The 12,753-nt window shown below is 74.0% G+C and carries 12 protein-coding genes and 1 pseudogene; 7 read left to right on the top strand and 6 right to left on the bottom strand.

Annotation, left to right across the window (positions count from 1 at the left end; all coding sequences use genetic code 11):
* Both ACWEN3_RS27600 and ACWEN3_RS27595 read right to left on the bottom strand, forming a co-directional pair.
* The coding region (locus tag ACWEN3_RS27600; RefSeq protein WP_452976131.1) for a carotenoid oxygenase family protein at nt 1-1,257 on the bottom strand (1,257 nt) is incomplete at its 3' end.
* Between the two features lie 67 nt (nt 1,258-1,324).
* Nucleotides 1,325-2,239 (bottom strand): LysR family transcriptional regulator, encoded by a 915-nt coding sequence (locus tag ACWEN3_RS27595; protein WP_452976129.1) that lies wholly within the window; start codon nt 2,237-2,239, stop codon nt 1,325-1,327.
* A 111-nt stretch (nt 2,240-2,350) separates the two neighbouring features.
* Here ACWEN3_RS27595 and mgrA point away from each other — a divergent pair, with 111 nt between their 5' ends.
* Nucleotides 2,351-3,343, top strand: coding sequence for an L-glyceraldehyde 3-phosphate reductase (gene mgrA / locus ACWEN3_RS27590; RefSeq protein WP_452976127.1), 993 nt, complete (start codon nt 2,351-2,353; stop codon nt 3,341-3,343).
* Between the two features lie 97 nt (nt 3,344-3,440).
* Here the strand turns inward: mgrA and ACWEN3_RS27585 are convergent, their stop codons facing one another.
* Nucleotides 3,441-4,418 carry an oxidoreductase gene (locus ACWEN3_RS27585; protein WP_452976125.1) on the bottom strand — a complete coding sequence of 326 codons (978 nt, stop codon included), beginning with the start codon at nt 4,416-4,418 and terminating at the stop codon, nt 3,441-3,443.
* Between the two features lie 100 nt (nt 4,419-4,518).
* On the opposite strand from ACWEN3_RS27585, the gene ACWEN3_RS27580 reads away from it, so the two are divergent.
* Nucleotides 4,519-5,436, top strand: coding sequence for an AraC family transcriptional regulator (locus ACWEN3_RS27580; RefSeq protein ID WP_452976123.1), 918 nt, complete (start codon nt 4,519-4,521; stop codon nt 5,434-5,436).
* Here ACWEN3_RS27580 and ACWEN3_RS27575 read toward each other — a convergent pair.
* The gene (locus ACWEN3_RS27575; protein WP_452976121.1) at nt 5,426-5,713 is read right to left on the bottom strand and encodes a DUF1905 domain-containing protein; all 288 of its coding nucleotides are present in this window, start codon (nt 5,711-5,713) and stop codon (nt 5,426-5,428) included. The two genes, ACWEN3_RS27580 and ACWEN3_RS27575, sit on opposite strands and share 11 nt — an antisense overlap.
* An 85-nt stretch (nt 5,714-5,798) precedes the next feature.
* Nucleotides 5,799-6,182, bottom strand: coding sequence for a nuclear transport factor 2 family protein (locus ACWEN3_RS27570; protein ID WP_452976119.1), 384 nt, complete (start codon nt 6,180-6,182; stop codon nt 5,799-5,801).
* 316 nt (nt 6,183-6,498) lie between these two features.
* Between ACWEN3_RS27570 and ACWEN3_RS27565 the strand changes: the two genes are divergently transcribed.
* From ACWEN3_RS27565 to ACWEN3_RS27550, 4 genes are all read left to right on the top strand, one after another.
* Nucleotides 6,499-6,909, top strand: a complete 411-nt coding sequence (locus ACWEN3_RS27565; protein ID WP_452976117.1) for a hypothetical protein — start codon at nt 6,499-6,501, stop codon at nt 6,907-6,909.
* Nucleotides 6,910-6,982: 73 nt separating this feature from the next.
* Nucleotides 6,983-9,325 carry an FHA domain-containing protein gene (locus tag ACWEN3_RS27560; RefSeq protein WP_452976115.1) on the top strand — a complete coding sequence of 781 codons (2,343 nt, stop codon included), beginning with the start codon at nt 6,983-6,985 and terminating at the stop codon, nt 9,323-9,325.
* 8 nt (nt 9,326-9,333) lie between these two features.
* Complete coding sequence (locus tag ACWEN3_RS27555) at nt 9,334-9,882, top strand: hypothetical protein (protein WP_452976113.1); 549 nt, start codon at nt 9,334-9,336, stop codon at nt 9,880-9,882.
* The gene (locus tag ACWEN3_RS27550; RefSeq protein WP_452976111.1) at nt 9,882-10,874 is read left to right on the top strand and encodes a serine/threonine-protein kinase; all 993 of its coding nucleotides are present in this window, start codon (nt 9,882-9,884) and stop codon (nt 10,872-10,874) included. Before ACWEN3_RS27555 ends, ACWEN3_RS27550 begins: the two co-directional genes overlap by 1 nt.
* A gap of 13 nt (nt 10,875-10,887) precedes the next feature.
* On the opposite strand, the gene ACWEN3_RS27545 is transcribed toward ACWEN3_RS27550, so the two are convergent.
* Nucleotides 10,888-12,162, bottom strand: a complete 1,275-nt coding sequence (locus ACWEN3_RS27545) for a streptophobe family protein (protein WP_452976109.1) — start codon at nt 12,160-12,162, stop codon at nt 10,888-10,890.
* A gap of 167 nt (nt 12,163-12,329) precedes the next feature.
* On the opposite strand from ACWEN3_RS27545, the pseudogene ACWEN3_RS27540 reads away from it, so the two are divergent.
* Nucleotides 12,330-12,753: pseudogene (locus ACWEN3_RS27540) on the top strand (DUF6777 domain-containing protein); the annotation flags it as partial.

Genomic DNA, 12,753 nt, shown 5'->3' with positions numbered 1-12,753 from the left:
GGCCGTCCCGCGCGACAGGTCGTGCTTGACGAGCGCGTCGGAGAAGGCGCGGTCGGGCGGCGTGGCGTCCGGCGCCAGATACGCGCGCGTCATCTCGGCGGCCGCCGCGGCATAGCCGTACCGGTGGCGCCGGGACACCAGGGACTCGTTCACGCGCGGGAACTCCTGCGGCCGGTCGTCCACGACCCGCTGCCGCACCTGTCCGCGCCGCGGGTCGATCGTCCAGCGTTCGAGCCCCGGTGTGCCCACCGCGCGAGGCCCGTCGGTCCCCGGCCCGGCGACCTGGAAGGGCGCCGGGTAGGTGGTCAGGTCCACGACCACGCAGTCGCCCTCGGCATAGGCGTTGAGCGTGTGGGAGTAGAACACCGGCTCGATCCCGAACCAGCGCACCGGGCCGCCGGCCCGCGGCATGACCCCCACGCGCGTGGGGTGCTCCCGGTTCCAGACGTACGGCACCGGGGCGCCCCGCCCGGCGGCCTCGGCATCGAAGGTGACCGGCATGTCGACGACCACCACATGCCGTTCGGTGAGCGCGAAGTCGTGCATCATGGGCGCGTCCGCGACCGGGATCCGCGTGGTGCGCGCGACCCGTCCCGCCGGGTCCACGACGAGGTGCCGCACGTGGTCCCAGGTCGGGTAGTAGGCGATCGCGTGCAGCTCTCCGGCGTGCGCGTCGAACTTGGTGTGCGCGGTGAACGCGCCCTCCAGGGTGCCGCCGAAGTCGTACGTGCCGGCGGTGCCGAGTTCGCCGTCGAGCTCGTACGGCAGCGGACCGCTCTCCTGGAGGGCGAGGATCCGTCCCCGGTACGGGATCACGTGCGTGTTGCACGCGAAGTCGTCCGGCGGCACGGGGCCCCGGTACGGCTCGCCGAGCTTCTGCGCGACCTGCGAGGAGCGCACCCAGCGGTTGCGGTACCACTCCGCCCTGCCGTCGCGCAGCCGCACCCCGTGCACCATGCCGTCGCCGGTCATCCAGTGGTGCGCGCGGGGGTCCTCCAGGCCCATGACGTTGGGGCCGTTGCGCAGGTAGCGGCCGTTCAGCGAGCGCGGGACGCGGCCGGTGACCGGCAGGTCGAAGGCCGTCAGCTCCTCGGTGACCGGCGCGAACGCCCCTTCCAGGAACGGGAGATGCCCCTCCGTCCCGTGCGCCTGCGCGCCCCGCGCCGCCGCCCGGGGCGCCGCCGGTCCGGTGAGCGCCCCCGCCGCGACGAGTCCGGCCGCCCCGCGCAGCACCGTCCGCCGTGTGTGTTCCGTCATCTGCCCTGCTCCTGACCGTCCTCGGGGTCACCGACGGTCATGAGTCTGCGGCGGCGGGCGCCCGGAGTCAGGAGGCCTGGAACCCCTCCCGGGGTGGTGCCAGGCCCTCTGTTTCGAGCAGGGTCACGAGCGCGCGGGCGGCGGGACTGGTGGCCCGCTCCGGCGGCAGCAGGGCCACGGTCTCGTACTGCGCCTCGCCCGTGCCCTTCAGTGGGAGCGCCGCCAGCGAGGGCCGCTTGTGCCGGAAGTGGCGGGGCACGACCGCGATCCCCAGGTTCTCGTCGACCAGGTCCAGCAGGCTGTGCACGTCGTTGACCTCCAGCGCGACCGTGCGCCGCACGCCGGCCGCGGCGAAGGCGGTGTCGGTGGTGCGGCGCGGCCCCCAGTCCGGGTGGAAGTCGACGAAGACCTCCCCGTCGAGGTCGTCCGGCGCGAGCACGGCCGCCGCCGCGGCGAGACGGTGGCTGGGGTGGCACAGCACGGTCATCGGCTCACTCGTCAGGGACACCGAGCGCAGCTGGTCGGTGTCCGCCTGGGTGCGGTAGGCGAAGGCGAGGTCGAGCCGCCCGGCCGCGACCTCCTCGGCCAGCGCGCCCGAGCCCGCCTGCCGCAGCCGGATCTCCACGTCCGGGTGCCGGCCCCGGAAGGCCGCCAGCAGCCGCGCCACATGCACCCCGGCGATGCACTGCTCGGTGCCCAGCGCCAGCGTGCCGCGCAGCACGCCCTGCACCGCGGCCACCGCCTCGTGCGCCGAGCGCACCTGCGCGAGGATCCGCTCGGCCTCCACCAGCAGCGCCCGCCCCGCCTCGGTGAGCGTCACCCGCCGGGTGGTGCGCACGAACAACGGCGCCCGCAGCTCCCGCTCCAGCGCCCTGATGGACGCGGACAGGCCCGACTGGGACACCATCAGGCGTTCCGCGGCCCGGGTGAAGTGCTGGTCCTCGGCGACCGCGACGAAGTGCTGGAGATGACGCAATTCCATGATTGAGAAGCCTAGCCGCACAATTCCATCGGATTCTTCTGTTGGACCGCTGTACCGCGCCCGGGGAAGAGTGGAACCGGTAGATCCTGTGTCCACCCCTCTGGAGTCGCGTTGTACACCGCACATTCCGACCGCTACGCCGACATGCCCTACCGGCGCACCGGACGCAGCGGACTGAAGCTCCCCGCGCTGTCGCTCGGCCTGTGGCACAACTTCGGCCCCGACCGGCCCGTGGAGACCCAGCGCGCGATCCTGCGCCGCGCCTTCGACCTCGGCGTCACCCACTTCGACCTGGCCAACAACTACGGCCCGCCGCCCGGCGCCGCCGAGTCCGCGCTCGGCGAGGCCCTCAGGGCGGACTTCGCGCCGTACCGCGACGAGCTGGTCGTCTCCACCAAGGCCGGCTACCTGATGTGGCCCGGCCCCTACGGCGAATGGGGCTCGCGCAAGTACCTGCTGTCCTCGCTTGACCAGAGCCTCGCGCGCATGGGCCTGGACTACGTCGACGTCTTCTACTCGCACCGCCCCGACCCGGACACTCCGCTGGAGGAGACGATGGGCGCCCTGCACACGGCGGTGCAGCAGGGCAAGGCGCTCTACGTCGGCGTCTCCAACTACTCCGCCGAGCAGACCCGCGAGGCCGCCCGCGTCCTCGCCGACCTCGGCACCCCGCTCCTCATCCACCAGCCGCGCTACTCGATGCTCGACCGGCGCCCGGAGGACGAGGGCCTGCTCGACGCCCTGGACGAGCTCCAGGTCGGCTCCATCGTCTACTCCCCGCTGGAGCAGGGCCTGCTCACCGGCCGCTACCTCGACGGCATCCCGGAGGACTCCCGGGCCGCGAGCGACAGCCCCTTCCTGAACTCGGACGCCGTCACCGAGGACCTGGTCGGCCGGCTGCGCGCCCTCGACGAGATCGCCAAGTCCCGCGGCCAGACCCTGGCCCAGCTGGCCCTGGCCTGGGTGCTGCGCGGCGGCCGCGTCACCTCCGCGCTGGTCGGCGCCAGCAGCCCCCGCCAGCTCGAGGACAGCGTCGGCGCCATCCGCAACCTGGACTTCGACGCGGAGGAGCTGGCGCGCATCGACGGGATCGTGAAGGGCTGAGGCTCTTCACCGGGTGAACTGCTCGCCGCCCGGGTCCGGCGCCGGCCGCTGTCGGAGTGGCGAGCCGTCCGCCGCCAAGGCCCGGCGGCAGCCGCCGTCAGGCGATGAGCCGTTCGCTGGTCTCCCACAGGCGGGCCGCCGCCTCCGGGTCGATCGCGTACGGCAGCACGCCAGGCGCCGACTCGTCGGCCTTCCAGGAGACCTCGTCCGCCACCAGGGGGCTGATGTCGGTGTTCTCGCAGTAGACCCCGCCCCGCCCGGTGAGCAGCTCGGCGGTCGCGCACCAGACGCCGGTGGCCGCGCCCTGCTGGACCGTCTTCATCTGGCGGGCGGGGTCCCGCACCGGGCGGCCCTCGGCGTCGAGGCTGCCCATGGCCCGCAGGGTGTCCTGGTCGAGGTACTTGGCGAGCCCGGTGTCGACGATGCGCCCGGGATGCACGGCGAAGGCCCGCACCCCCTCCGCCCGCCCCCGCCGGTCCAGCTCGACGGCGAAGAGGACGTTGGCCGTCTTCGACTGGCCGTAGGCCAGGAACGGCTCGTAGGCCCGGTGCTCGAAGTGCAGGTCCTCGAAGACGACGGGGGAGAAGCGGTGCCCCCGCGAGGAGAGCGCCACCACCCGTGCCCCGCCCGCCGCCACCAGAGCGGGCCACAGCCGGTCCGTCAGCCGGAAGTGCCCGAGGTGGTTCGTCGCGAACTGCGCCTCGTGGCCCCGCGCGTCCCGCCGCAGCGGTGTCGCCATGATCCCGGCGTTGTTCACCAGGATGTGCAGCGGGCGCCCGGAGGCCAGGAACGTCTCGGCGAAGGCGTCGACGGAGGCCGGGTCGATCAGGTCCATCGGCTCGACCTCGACGCCGTCCAGCTCCTTCAGCGCGGCACGGGCCCGCTCCGGGTCCCGGGCCGGTACGACGACCTCGGCGCCCGCCGCCCGCAGCGCACGGCTCGTCTCCAAGCCGATGCCCGAGTAGCCGCCGGTCACGATCGCGGTCCTGCCGGTCAGGTCGACGCCCCTGATCACCTCCTCGGCGGTGGTCGCGGCACCGAAGCCGGAGGGGAGGGGACGCTGTGCGGTGGTCATGGGGGGTGTCTCCTCGAAGTGGGCCATGCCCCCACCGTAGGCGCGAGCGTCCGTACGATGAATGCTTGAGAGTGCGTGCTACTTGCGCGATAGTTCGGGCATGGACGCCGACCCCCTCTCCGAAGCCCTGGCCGTCGCCGATGCCCGCGGGGTGTTCTCCGGCGGCTTCACGGCCGGCGGCCGGTGGGCGATCCGCCTCCGGGGCCGCGACAAGGTGAAGGTGAACGTCCTCGCCCGGGGCGGCTGCCTGCTCGTCGCCGAGGGCGCGGCCGAACCCGTGGCGTTGTCCGAGGGCGACGTCGTCGTCTCCGACGGGCAGCGGTCGTACGTCCTGTGCAGCGAACCCGGGCTCACGCCCAGCGACCCGGGCGAGGTGGACATCGACCCGCGCACCGGCATGGGGGCGCTCGGCGGGGGCGCGGAGGTGGTGTGCGTCTCCGGGCACATCGACCTCAGCCCGGTGAGCGGCGACCTGCTGCGCCGGGCCCTGCCCGGGCTCCTCCACCTGCGCTCCGGCGCGGCCGAGGCGCCGGTGCTGCGCTGGCTCACCGGGCAGCTCATCGAGGAGATGACCGGCGGCCGCGCCGGTTCCGCCTTCACCGGCGACCACCTGGCCCAGCTGATGTTCGTCCAGGTGCTGAGGGCCTGTCTCGACGAGGCCGACGGGCTGCCGCCCGGCTGGCTGCGGGCGCTGGCGGACGAGCGGCTGGCCCCCGCCCTGCGCCTGATGCACGCCGACCCGGCCCACCCGTGGCGGCTGGAGGAACTGGCCCGGGCCGCCGCGATGTCCCGGACCACCTTCGCGGTCCGCTTCCGGGAGGCCGCCGGGGTGCCTCCCCTCACCTATCTGCAGAACTGGCGCATGAGCCTGGCCGCCCGTGCCCTGCGGCAGGACTCCACCCCGGTGGCCGCGCTGGCCCGCTCGGTCGGCTACTCCTCCGAGAGCGCCTTCAGCAACGCCTTCAAACGCACGACCGGCGTCGCGCCCCGCCGCTACCGGGAGTCGGTCAGGAGCTGAGCCGCTCCTCGACGCGCACGGTCACCGTGTCGCCCTCCTCCTTGCCGATCGCCCTGCGGACCTCGGCCGTCACGGGCAGCTTGTGCGTGCCGTCGCCGAGGGCCATGAAGGAACTCCGGAAGGGGCGGCCGTCGACCGTGCCGCGCACCTTGACCAGGCCCCGGGTGCCGAAGAAGGCGACGGACCCGGGCCACACGACATAGGTCCAGCCGCCCTTGCCCGGGCTTCTGCGCAGGACCGCGGTGAATTCCGCGTCCACTCGCCGGCTCGTCTCCATGGTGTTCCTCCGCGCGCGCTCGTCCGTACCGGATCGGTCACCGGCACAGACCGCCGCGCGCGGCGGGACTCATCGCCGGGCGCCGTCAGGCGCCCGCCGGCACCCGGTCCAGGAACCCCAGCACCTGGCGGATACGGCCCTCGGCGTCCAGGGTGACCACGTCGAACCCGGCCACCGGCGCCGAGCCGTCGGCCTCGTTCACCAGCTCCCAGCCGAAGCGCGCGGTGTCGTGGTGCCCGTCCACCGCGCCGAGCGGGCGGAAGACGAACCCCGGGAACTGCTCGTGGGCCGCCGCGATCACGGCCGCGACGCCCTCGTGCCCGCGGACGTCGGCGAGCGGGTCGGTGTAGCCGCCGTCCGCGGTCCACGCGGCGGCCACCGCCTTCTTCAGGGCCTCCGGCTCGGTGGCGTTCCAGGCCTCGAAGTAACGGGCGGCGGCGGTCTCGTAGCGGTCGGTGTTCACGGACATGGTGAATCAGCCTCCATCGAGGTCGTCTGTGCTGGTCGGGTCCCGGGCCCGGGGCTCGCCCGATCCGGTGTGACCACCATGCCGGAGGGCTGCGGGGCGGGTCGATTACCTCCGAGGTCATGCCGGGGTGCTGCCCCGCCCCGGGCACATTTCGGCCGGAAAGGGCGATGAATATGCCAAGAGACTGGCCGGAAAGTCGTGGTGACAGTGTTTCGGGAGTGCAGATACTCGAACGTCAGGGGCACTTCACCGCACAGGAGCCGCACGGAGAGCGAGGACCGGCCGGCACACCGGCGAAGCGACGGGGGAGTGAGACGTGCACGACGAGTTCCTGTGCCATGTCACGGCGTACGGCATGTGCGACGGCCGGCGCATCGGCGTACCGCTGGGCACCTATCGCGCGCCCACCCTGGCGCTGGCGCTGTGGTGGCTGCGCGACCGCGCGTCCTGGATCGCCGAGCGGCTCGACCCGAGCCCGGACGAGGGCGCCTTCCCGGCCGGGGCGCTGGTGCCGGTCGCGGACACGGTGGCCGACGTGCCCGCCCTGCTGCGCGCCTGGTGCGCCGACGACGGCCGGCAGGAGCAGATCGCGGACGAGTTGGCGGGCGGGCGGCTGGTGCGGATCGCCGCCAGCGACGACACCACCGAGTACGAACTGCTCGCCGAGTCCATCGACGCGCTGCGCATGCAGCGCACCCTCCCGGCGCTTGTCGTGCCCGTCGCCTGACACGTGTCCGCAGAACTCGCACCCACCGTGACCGAACGGGCGCACATGGGGGTGAATCAGTACAATTCTGGTCATGGCGGAGCGACAGATCGCCCCGACAGCGCCCGAACTCGTCGTGGAGACCGACACGGGCTCCACGGTGATGAGCCCGGGCCACGACTACCACGTCGGACGCGACCCGTTGAGCGACATCGTCCTCGACGATGCCCGGGTCTCGTGGCACCACGCCGTCCTGCGCTGCGACCACGGCCACTGGACCGTCGCCGACCGGCAGAGCACCAACGGCACCTACGCCGACGGCCGCCGGATCCGGCGCCAGGACGTCGGGCCCGGCAGCGAGATCCGCTTCGGCAACCCCACCGACGGCCCCCGCGCCCTCCTGCTCCGCCCCCCGGAGCCCGCCCCCGACCGCCCCTCGGCGGTCTCGGCGCCCGACCTCACCGGCACCTTCCGCCGGCCCTCCAGCGTCCGTCCGCTGTCGCCCGCGCGCACCGTGCGCATCGGCCGCGCCCCCGACAACGACCTGGTCGTGGACGACCTGATCGTCTCCCGCAGACACGCCGAACTGCGCGCCCGCGCCGACGGCGGCTACGAGATCGTCGACCTGGGCAGCCACAACCGCACCTACGTCAACGGCCGCCCGGTCACCCGCGCCCCCGTCGGCCCCGGCGACATCATCGGCATCGGGCACTCGGCCTTCTGCCTGGCCGACGGCGAACTCCAGGAGTACGTCGACACCGGCGAGGTCTCCCTGGACGTGCAGGACCTGACCGTCACCGTCGACGGCGGCCGGAAGACCCTGCTCGACCACGTCTCCTTCCCGGTGGGCGAGAAGTGCCTGCTCGCCGTGGTCGGACCGAGCGGCGCGGGCAAGTCCACGCTGCTGAACGCCCTGACCGGGCAGCGCCCCGCCGACCGCGGCACCGTCCTGTACGACGGCCGCGACCTCTACCGCGACTACGCCGAACTGCGCCAGCGCATCGGCCTGGTCCCGCAGGACGACATCCTGCACCCCCAGCTCACCGTGCGCGCCGCCCTCTCCTACGCCGCCGAGCTGCGCTTCCCCGAGGACACCGCCAAGTCCGAACGGCGTGCCCGGGTGGACGAGGTCATCCGGGAACTCGGCCTGGAGCAGCGCGCCGAGCAGCCGGTGCACCGGCTCTCCGGCGGGCAGCGCAAACGGGTCAGCGTGGCCCTGGAACTGCTCACCAAGCCCTCGCTGCTCTTCCTGGACGAACCGACCTCCGGACTCGACCCCGGCATGGACCGCTCGGTGATGCACATGCTGCGCGGCCTCGCCGACGACGGCCGCACGGTCGTCGTGGTCACCCACAGCGTCCTCAGCCTCAGCGTCTGCGACCGCCTGCTCGTGCTGGCCCCCGGCGGCACGGTCGCGTACTACGGCCCGCCCGGCGACGCCCTCGCCTTCTTCGGCTTCGAGCAGTGGCCGGAGGCCTTCGAGGCCTTCGACCGGGACCGGGACCGGGACTGGGCGCGGGAGTTCCACGAGTCGCCGTTCCACCGGCACTACGTCGCCCAGGCCACCAGCCGGCCGCACCACCCCGGTCCGGCACCCGTGGTCCCGGCGCCGCCGCCCCGTCCGCGCGGCTGGGGCGCCCAGCTCGGCACCCTGGTGCGCCGCTACACGGCCGTCCTGAGCGCCGACCGCACCTTCCTGCTCATCATGATCGCCCTGCCGTTCGTGATGGGCGCCATGGCCCGGGCCCTGGCGGGCGGCCGGCTCACCCGGGACACCGCGATGAACGCGCTGCTCATCCTGTGCGTCGGCGCGGTGCTGACCGGCGCCGCCAACGCGGTCCGCGAACTGGTCAAGGAGCGCGTCGTCTACCAGCGTGAACGCGCCGTGGGGCTGCCCCGGTCCGCCTATCTGATGTCCAAGGTGGTGGTGCTCGGCACGGTCACGGTCGCCCAGGCCGTCGTCCTCACCCTCGTCGCGCTCCTCGGCGTCGACCTGAACGCCCCCGGTGGCAAGGGGGTCCTCCTGCCGCCGCTCGCCGAGATCACCCTCGCCGTGGCCCTGCTGGCGTTCACGTCCATGATGCTCGGCCTGCTGATCTCCGCACTGGTGCGCAAGGAAGAGGTGACGATGCCGCTGCTGGTGCTGCTCGCCATCGTCCAGGTCGTCTTCTGCGGCGCCCTCCTGCCCCTGCACGGCGTGCCCGGTCTCGAACAGCTGTCCTGGCTGGTGCCCGCCCGCTGGGCGCTCGGCGCCATGGCCGGCACGGTCGGGCTGGCCCGGATCGTGCCCGGCTCGCTCACCGCCGACCCCCTGCTCCGGCACTCGGCGGGCGTCTGGCTGTTCGACCTGGCCATGCTGCTGGTGCTGTCCGTGCTCTACGGCCTCGCGGTGGCCCGGCTGCTGCGTCGGCACGAGCCGGCCGTGATGCGGAGGTAGACGGCGCGATGACCACTCCCGGATTCCGTCCCACGCACGTCGTCCCGCCGCGCGGCCTGGCCGCCTGGGACGCCCCCGACCCGGCCCGGCCCACCGCGCCCCTCGACCCGCTGCTGCCGGTCCAGCTCGTGGAGCGGCGCGGCGACTGGGCGCACATCCGCTGCGCAAACGGCTGGGCCGCCTGGGTCGACGGCCGCCGGCTGGTCGCCGTACCCGAGGACCCGCCCGCCGCCGGCGGTCCCGGACCCGACGGCGGCGCCGATCCGCGCCCCCTGCTGGCCCGCGCCGAACAGGCCCTCGCCGGCTACCGGGCGGCCGTGGAGGAACTCGCCGCCGGCACCCTCGACGGCGAGGCCTTCGCGGACCGCACCCGGGACCTCAGGATCGGACTCGTGGTCGACGGAGAGGCCATGTGGCTCTACGACGTCGAGGAGGAGCGGTGGGTGTACGGCGACGGCCGGCGGCTGACCACCTACGCCACCGACCGGGCGGTCACCGGCGCCGACGACCCCGGGCACGCCCCGACCCGGCTGGTGGCGCCCGAGAGTGAGCGCTGATGGCACACGAGACCAGCCTGTTCTCCGGGCGCCCCTCGGAACTGGTCGGCCGCCGGGTGGCGAACTACCTGGTCGAGAGCGAGATCGGGCGCGGTGGCATGGCCGTCGTCTACCGCGCCCGCGACCTGCGCCTGGACCGCACGGTCGCCCTGAAGCTGCTCGCCCCCGAACTCGCCCGCAACGACACCTTCCGGCAGCGCTTCACCCACGAGTCCCGGGTGGCCGCGGCGATCGACCATCCCCACATCGTGCCCGTCTTCGAGGCCGGCGAGACGGACGGCATGCTCTACATCGCCATGCGCTACGTCTCCGGCAGCGACCTGCGCCATCTGCTCGACCGTCGCGGACCGCTGCCGCTGCCGGACGCGGTGCGGATCGCCGCGCAGGTCGCCTCGGCTCTCGACGCCGCCCACGACCACGCGCTGGTGCACCGGGACGTCAAGCCCGGCAACATCCTGGTCGCCGAGGGCACCGACAGCGACCACCCCGAGCACGTGTACCTCACCGACTTCGGGCTCACCAAGAAGTCGCTGTCCCTGACCGGGTTCACCAGCGTCGGCCAGTTCGTCGGCACCCTCGACTACGTGGCCCCCGAACAGATCTCCGGCCGCCCGGTCGACGGCCGCTGCGACGTCTACGGCCTCGCCTGCGTCGTCTACGAGACCCTCACCGGCCGCCCGCCCTTCCAGCGCGAGGACGACATGGCCCTGCTGTGGGCCCACCAGTACGACGAGCCGCCCCCGCCGAGCCGGGCGCGCGCCGGCCTCGACCCGGCCGCCGACACCGTCTTCGCCAAGGCCCTCGCCAAGAGCCCGGACGGCCGCCACGACACCTGCCTCGCCTTCGTCGCCGCCCTGCGCACGGCCACCACGGCGCCCGCACCCGGACGCACCGCGACGGAGCCGGACCGCGCCGTGCCCGCCGCCCCCCGCCCGCCGCACTGGGCCGAACCCGTGTACCGGGAGTCCTCCGGGCCGCCGTCCCCGGGCTGACCGGGCCGGGACCCTACGGCCGGGCCCCGGCCACCTCGCCCCGGCGGCGCACCGGACGGGCCAGCAGGCCGCCCAGGAAGCCGGTGACCAGCCCCCACAGCGCGCCCAGGCCCACCGCCCCCCACAACTGCGGCCTGAGCAGCACCTCTCCGGACAGGCCGCCGCCCAGGTCGCCGATGCCCAGCAGGGACAGCCCGTAGTGCGCCGAGATCCGGCACAGGAGACAGATCATCAGGACGGTCAGGGCCAGCGCGACGGCCAGATGGACGGCGTGCTGCCACAGGCGGATCCGGGCCGGTGAGCACACCGCCATCCGGAAGGCCGCGGCGAGCAGCAGGACCGCGGCGGCCACCAGCAGCCACCACATCCGGCCGTCGTAGCCGGTCAGCGAGCCCAGGTTCAGCTCGGAGACGTCCGGGGTGCGCAGGATCCGGTCGAGGATGTGCGGCATCGGCAGGCCGAAGGGACCGTCCACCCGGCCGTTCCAGGTCGCCCCCATGCCGATGGTCAGGGCCGGCCACGCCAGGTTCGGCAGGCCGAGCAGGATGAGCGCGAAGGTCGTCGGGGCGTTCCCGCGGGTGGCCGCCGTGACCAGCGCGGTGACGAGGCCGACGACGACGTACGCCAGCAGCAGCTCCACCATCGCGTGGGCCGCCGGGCGCACCGACTCCTGGCTGCGCAGCAGCCGCCCCGGCAGCGGGGCCCCGCGTGCGACCAGCAGCGACAGCAGCAGCACCCCGGCCAGCCACAGCAACCCGAACAGCACGGTCAGCGGCACGTCCGTGCTGAACCCGACCCGCGGCGCCACGTCGAACAGACCGGTCAGATCGCTGAGGGTGCCACTGCCCACGTCGACGGCGAAGGTCTGCCGGGCGGTGAGGCCCAGCCCGATCAGCACGAGCAGCCACAGCACCGCGATCCGGACGGCCCAGCCGGCCAGTTCCCGGGCCGAGGCCACCGCCCGGTGCCGCAGCGGGCGCAGAAAGCCCGCACCGATCACCAGGGCGCCGGCGAGCGTCACCGACAGCGGGAGCACGGCGATACCCGCCTCGGTCCTGGCCAGCGCGCCCGCGTTCCCGGCGAGCTCCACGCTGCCGCCGACCGCCGTGACCACGGTCGCGACCACCACCCGTGGGAACGCCCCGGCCGGCAGGCCCGTCGCGCCGGCCGCCCACAGCCCCAGGGCGGCCACCAGGACCATCACCGCCACCCCGGTCAGCACCGTGGCCACGGCCTGTGCCCAGCCGTGTCGGGCGACGGGCCGCGCGGTGACGGTCGGAGGGCTCACGCCTGCCACGCTAAGCAGCGGCCGAGCGCCCCGCCCGCCGGGTGGGCCGTCCGCGTCGGCTTGCGGGCCTCGCGGCTCCGCGACACACAATGAGGTCGAAGCGTGGCAGACCGCACCGAACAGGACCTGCCCGGCAAAGCCGCTCATCGCGACGGGAGGAAGGGCTCGTGAGCGTCGAACCTCCGTCTTCCGGCCGCCCCACCGGGCCGCCCTCCGGCCCACTGTCCGGATCCTCCCAGCCGCCGTCCGGGCCGCCGCCCACCGGGCCACCGGACGGCGGCTTCACACCCCAGGGCCCGCACACCCCGTGGTGGAAGTCCGTCCCCCGCGTCGCCGCGCTCAGCGCCGCCGTGGTCGTCGCCGTGGTCCTCGCGGTGATCTTCGCCCGTCCGGGTGGTGGCGGCTCCAAGGGCGGCGAGGTCTTCCTCCAGGCCGCGGGCAGCACCGGCCAGGACCCCTTCACCGAGTCGACCGCGAACCGGAGTTCCGCCTCGCCGCCGGCCTCCGCCCCGGCCGTGGCCACCCAGGAGCAGTTCGACGCATTCGCCGACGATGTGGCGCGGGAGCTGGGCACGCACTGCCGGACCGCCC

This window comes from Streptomyces sp. NPDC004561, from assembly GCF_053602155.1.
Note: the sequence above shows the minus strand (reverse complement) of the source record. Positions and strands in the feature narration are given on the sequence as shown.

What these genes read in the sequence shown, in the direction of transcription:
- ACWEN3_RS27595 (WP_452976129.1), bottom strand. Translation starts at nt 2,239, where the DNA reads ATGGAATTGCGTCATCTCCAGCACTTCGTCGCGGTCGCCGAGGACCAG.
- ACWEN3_RS27580 (WP_452976123.1), top strand. Translation starts at nt 4,519, where the DNA reads ATGGACGCCGACCCCCTCTCCGAAGCCCTGGCCGTCGCCGATGCCCGC.
- ACWEN3_RS27555 (WP_452976113.1), top strand. Translation starts at nt 9,334, where the DNA reads ATGACCACTCCCGGATTCCGTCCCACGCACGTCGTCCCGCCGCGCGGC.
- ACWEN3_RS27570 (WP_452976119.1), bottom strand. Translation starts at nt 6,182, where the DNA reads ATGTCCGTGAACACCGACCGCTACGAGACCGCCGCCGCCCGTTACTTC.
- ACWEN3_RS27575 (WP_452976121.1), bottom strand. Translation starts at nt 5,713, where the DNA reads ATGGAGACGAGCCGGCGAGTGGACGCGGAATTCACCGCGGTCCTGCGC.
- ACWEN3_RS27560 (WP_452976115.1), top strand. Translation starts at nt 6,983, where the DNA reads ATGGCGGAGCGACAGATCGCCCCGACAGCGCCCGAACTCGTCGTGGAG.
- ACWEN3_RS27550 (WP_452976111.1), top strand. Translation starts at nt 9,882, where the DNA reads ATGGCACACGAGACCAGCCTGTTCTCCGGGCGCCCCTCGGAACTGGTC.
- ACWEN3_RS27585 (WP_452976125.1), bottom strand. Translation starts at nt 4,418, where the DNA reads ATGACCACCGCACAGCGTCCCCTCCCCTCCGGCTTCGGTGCCGCGACC.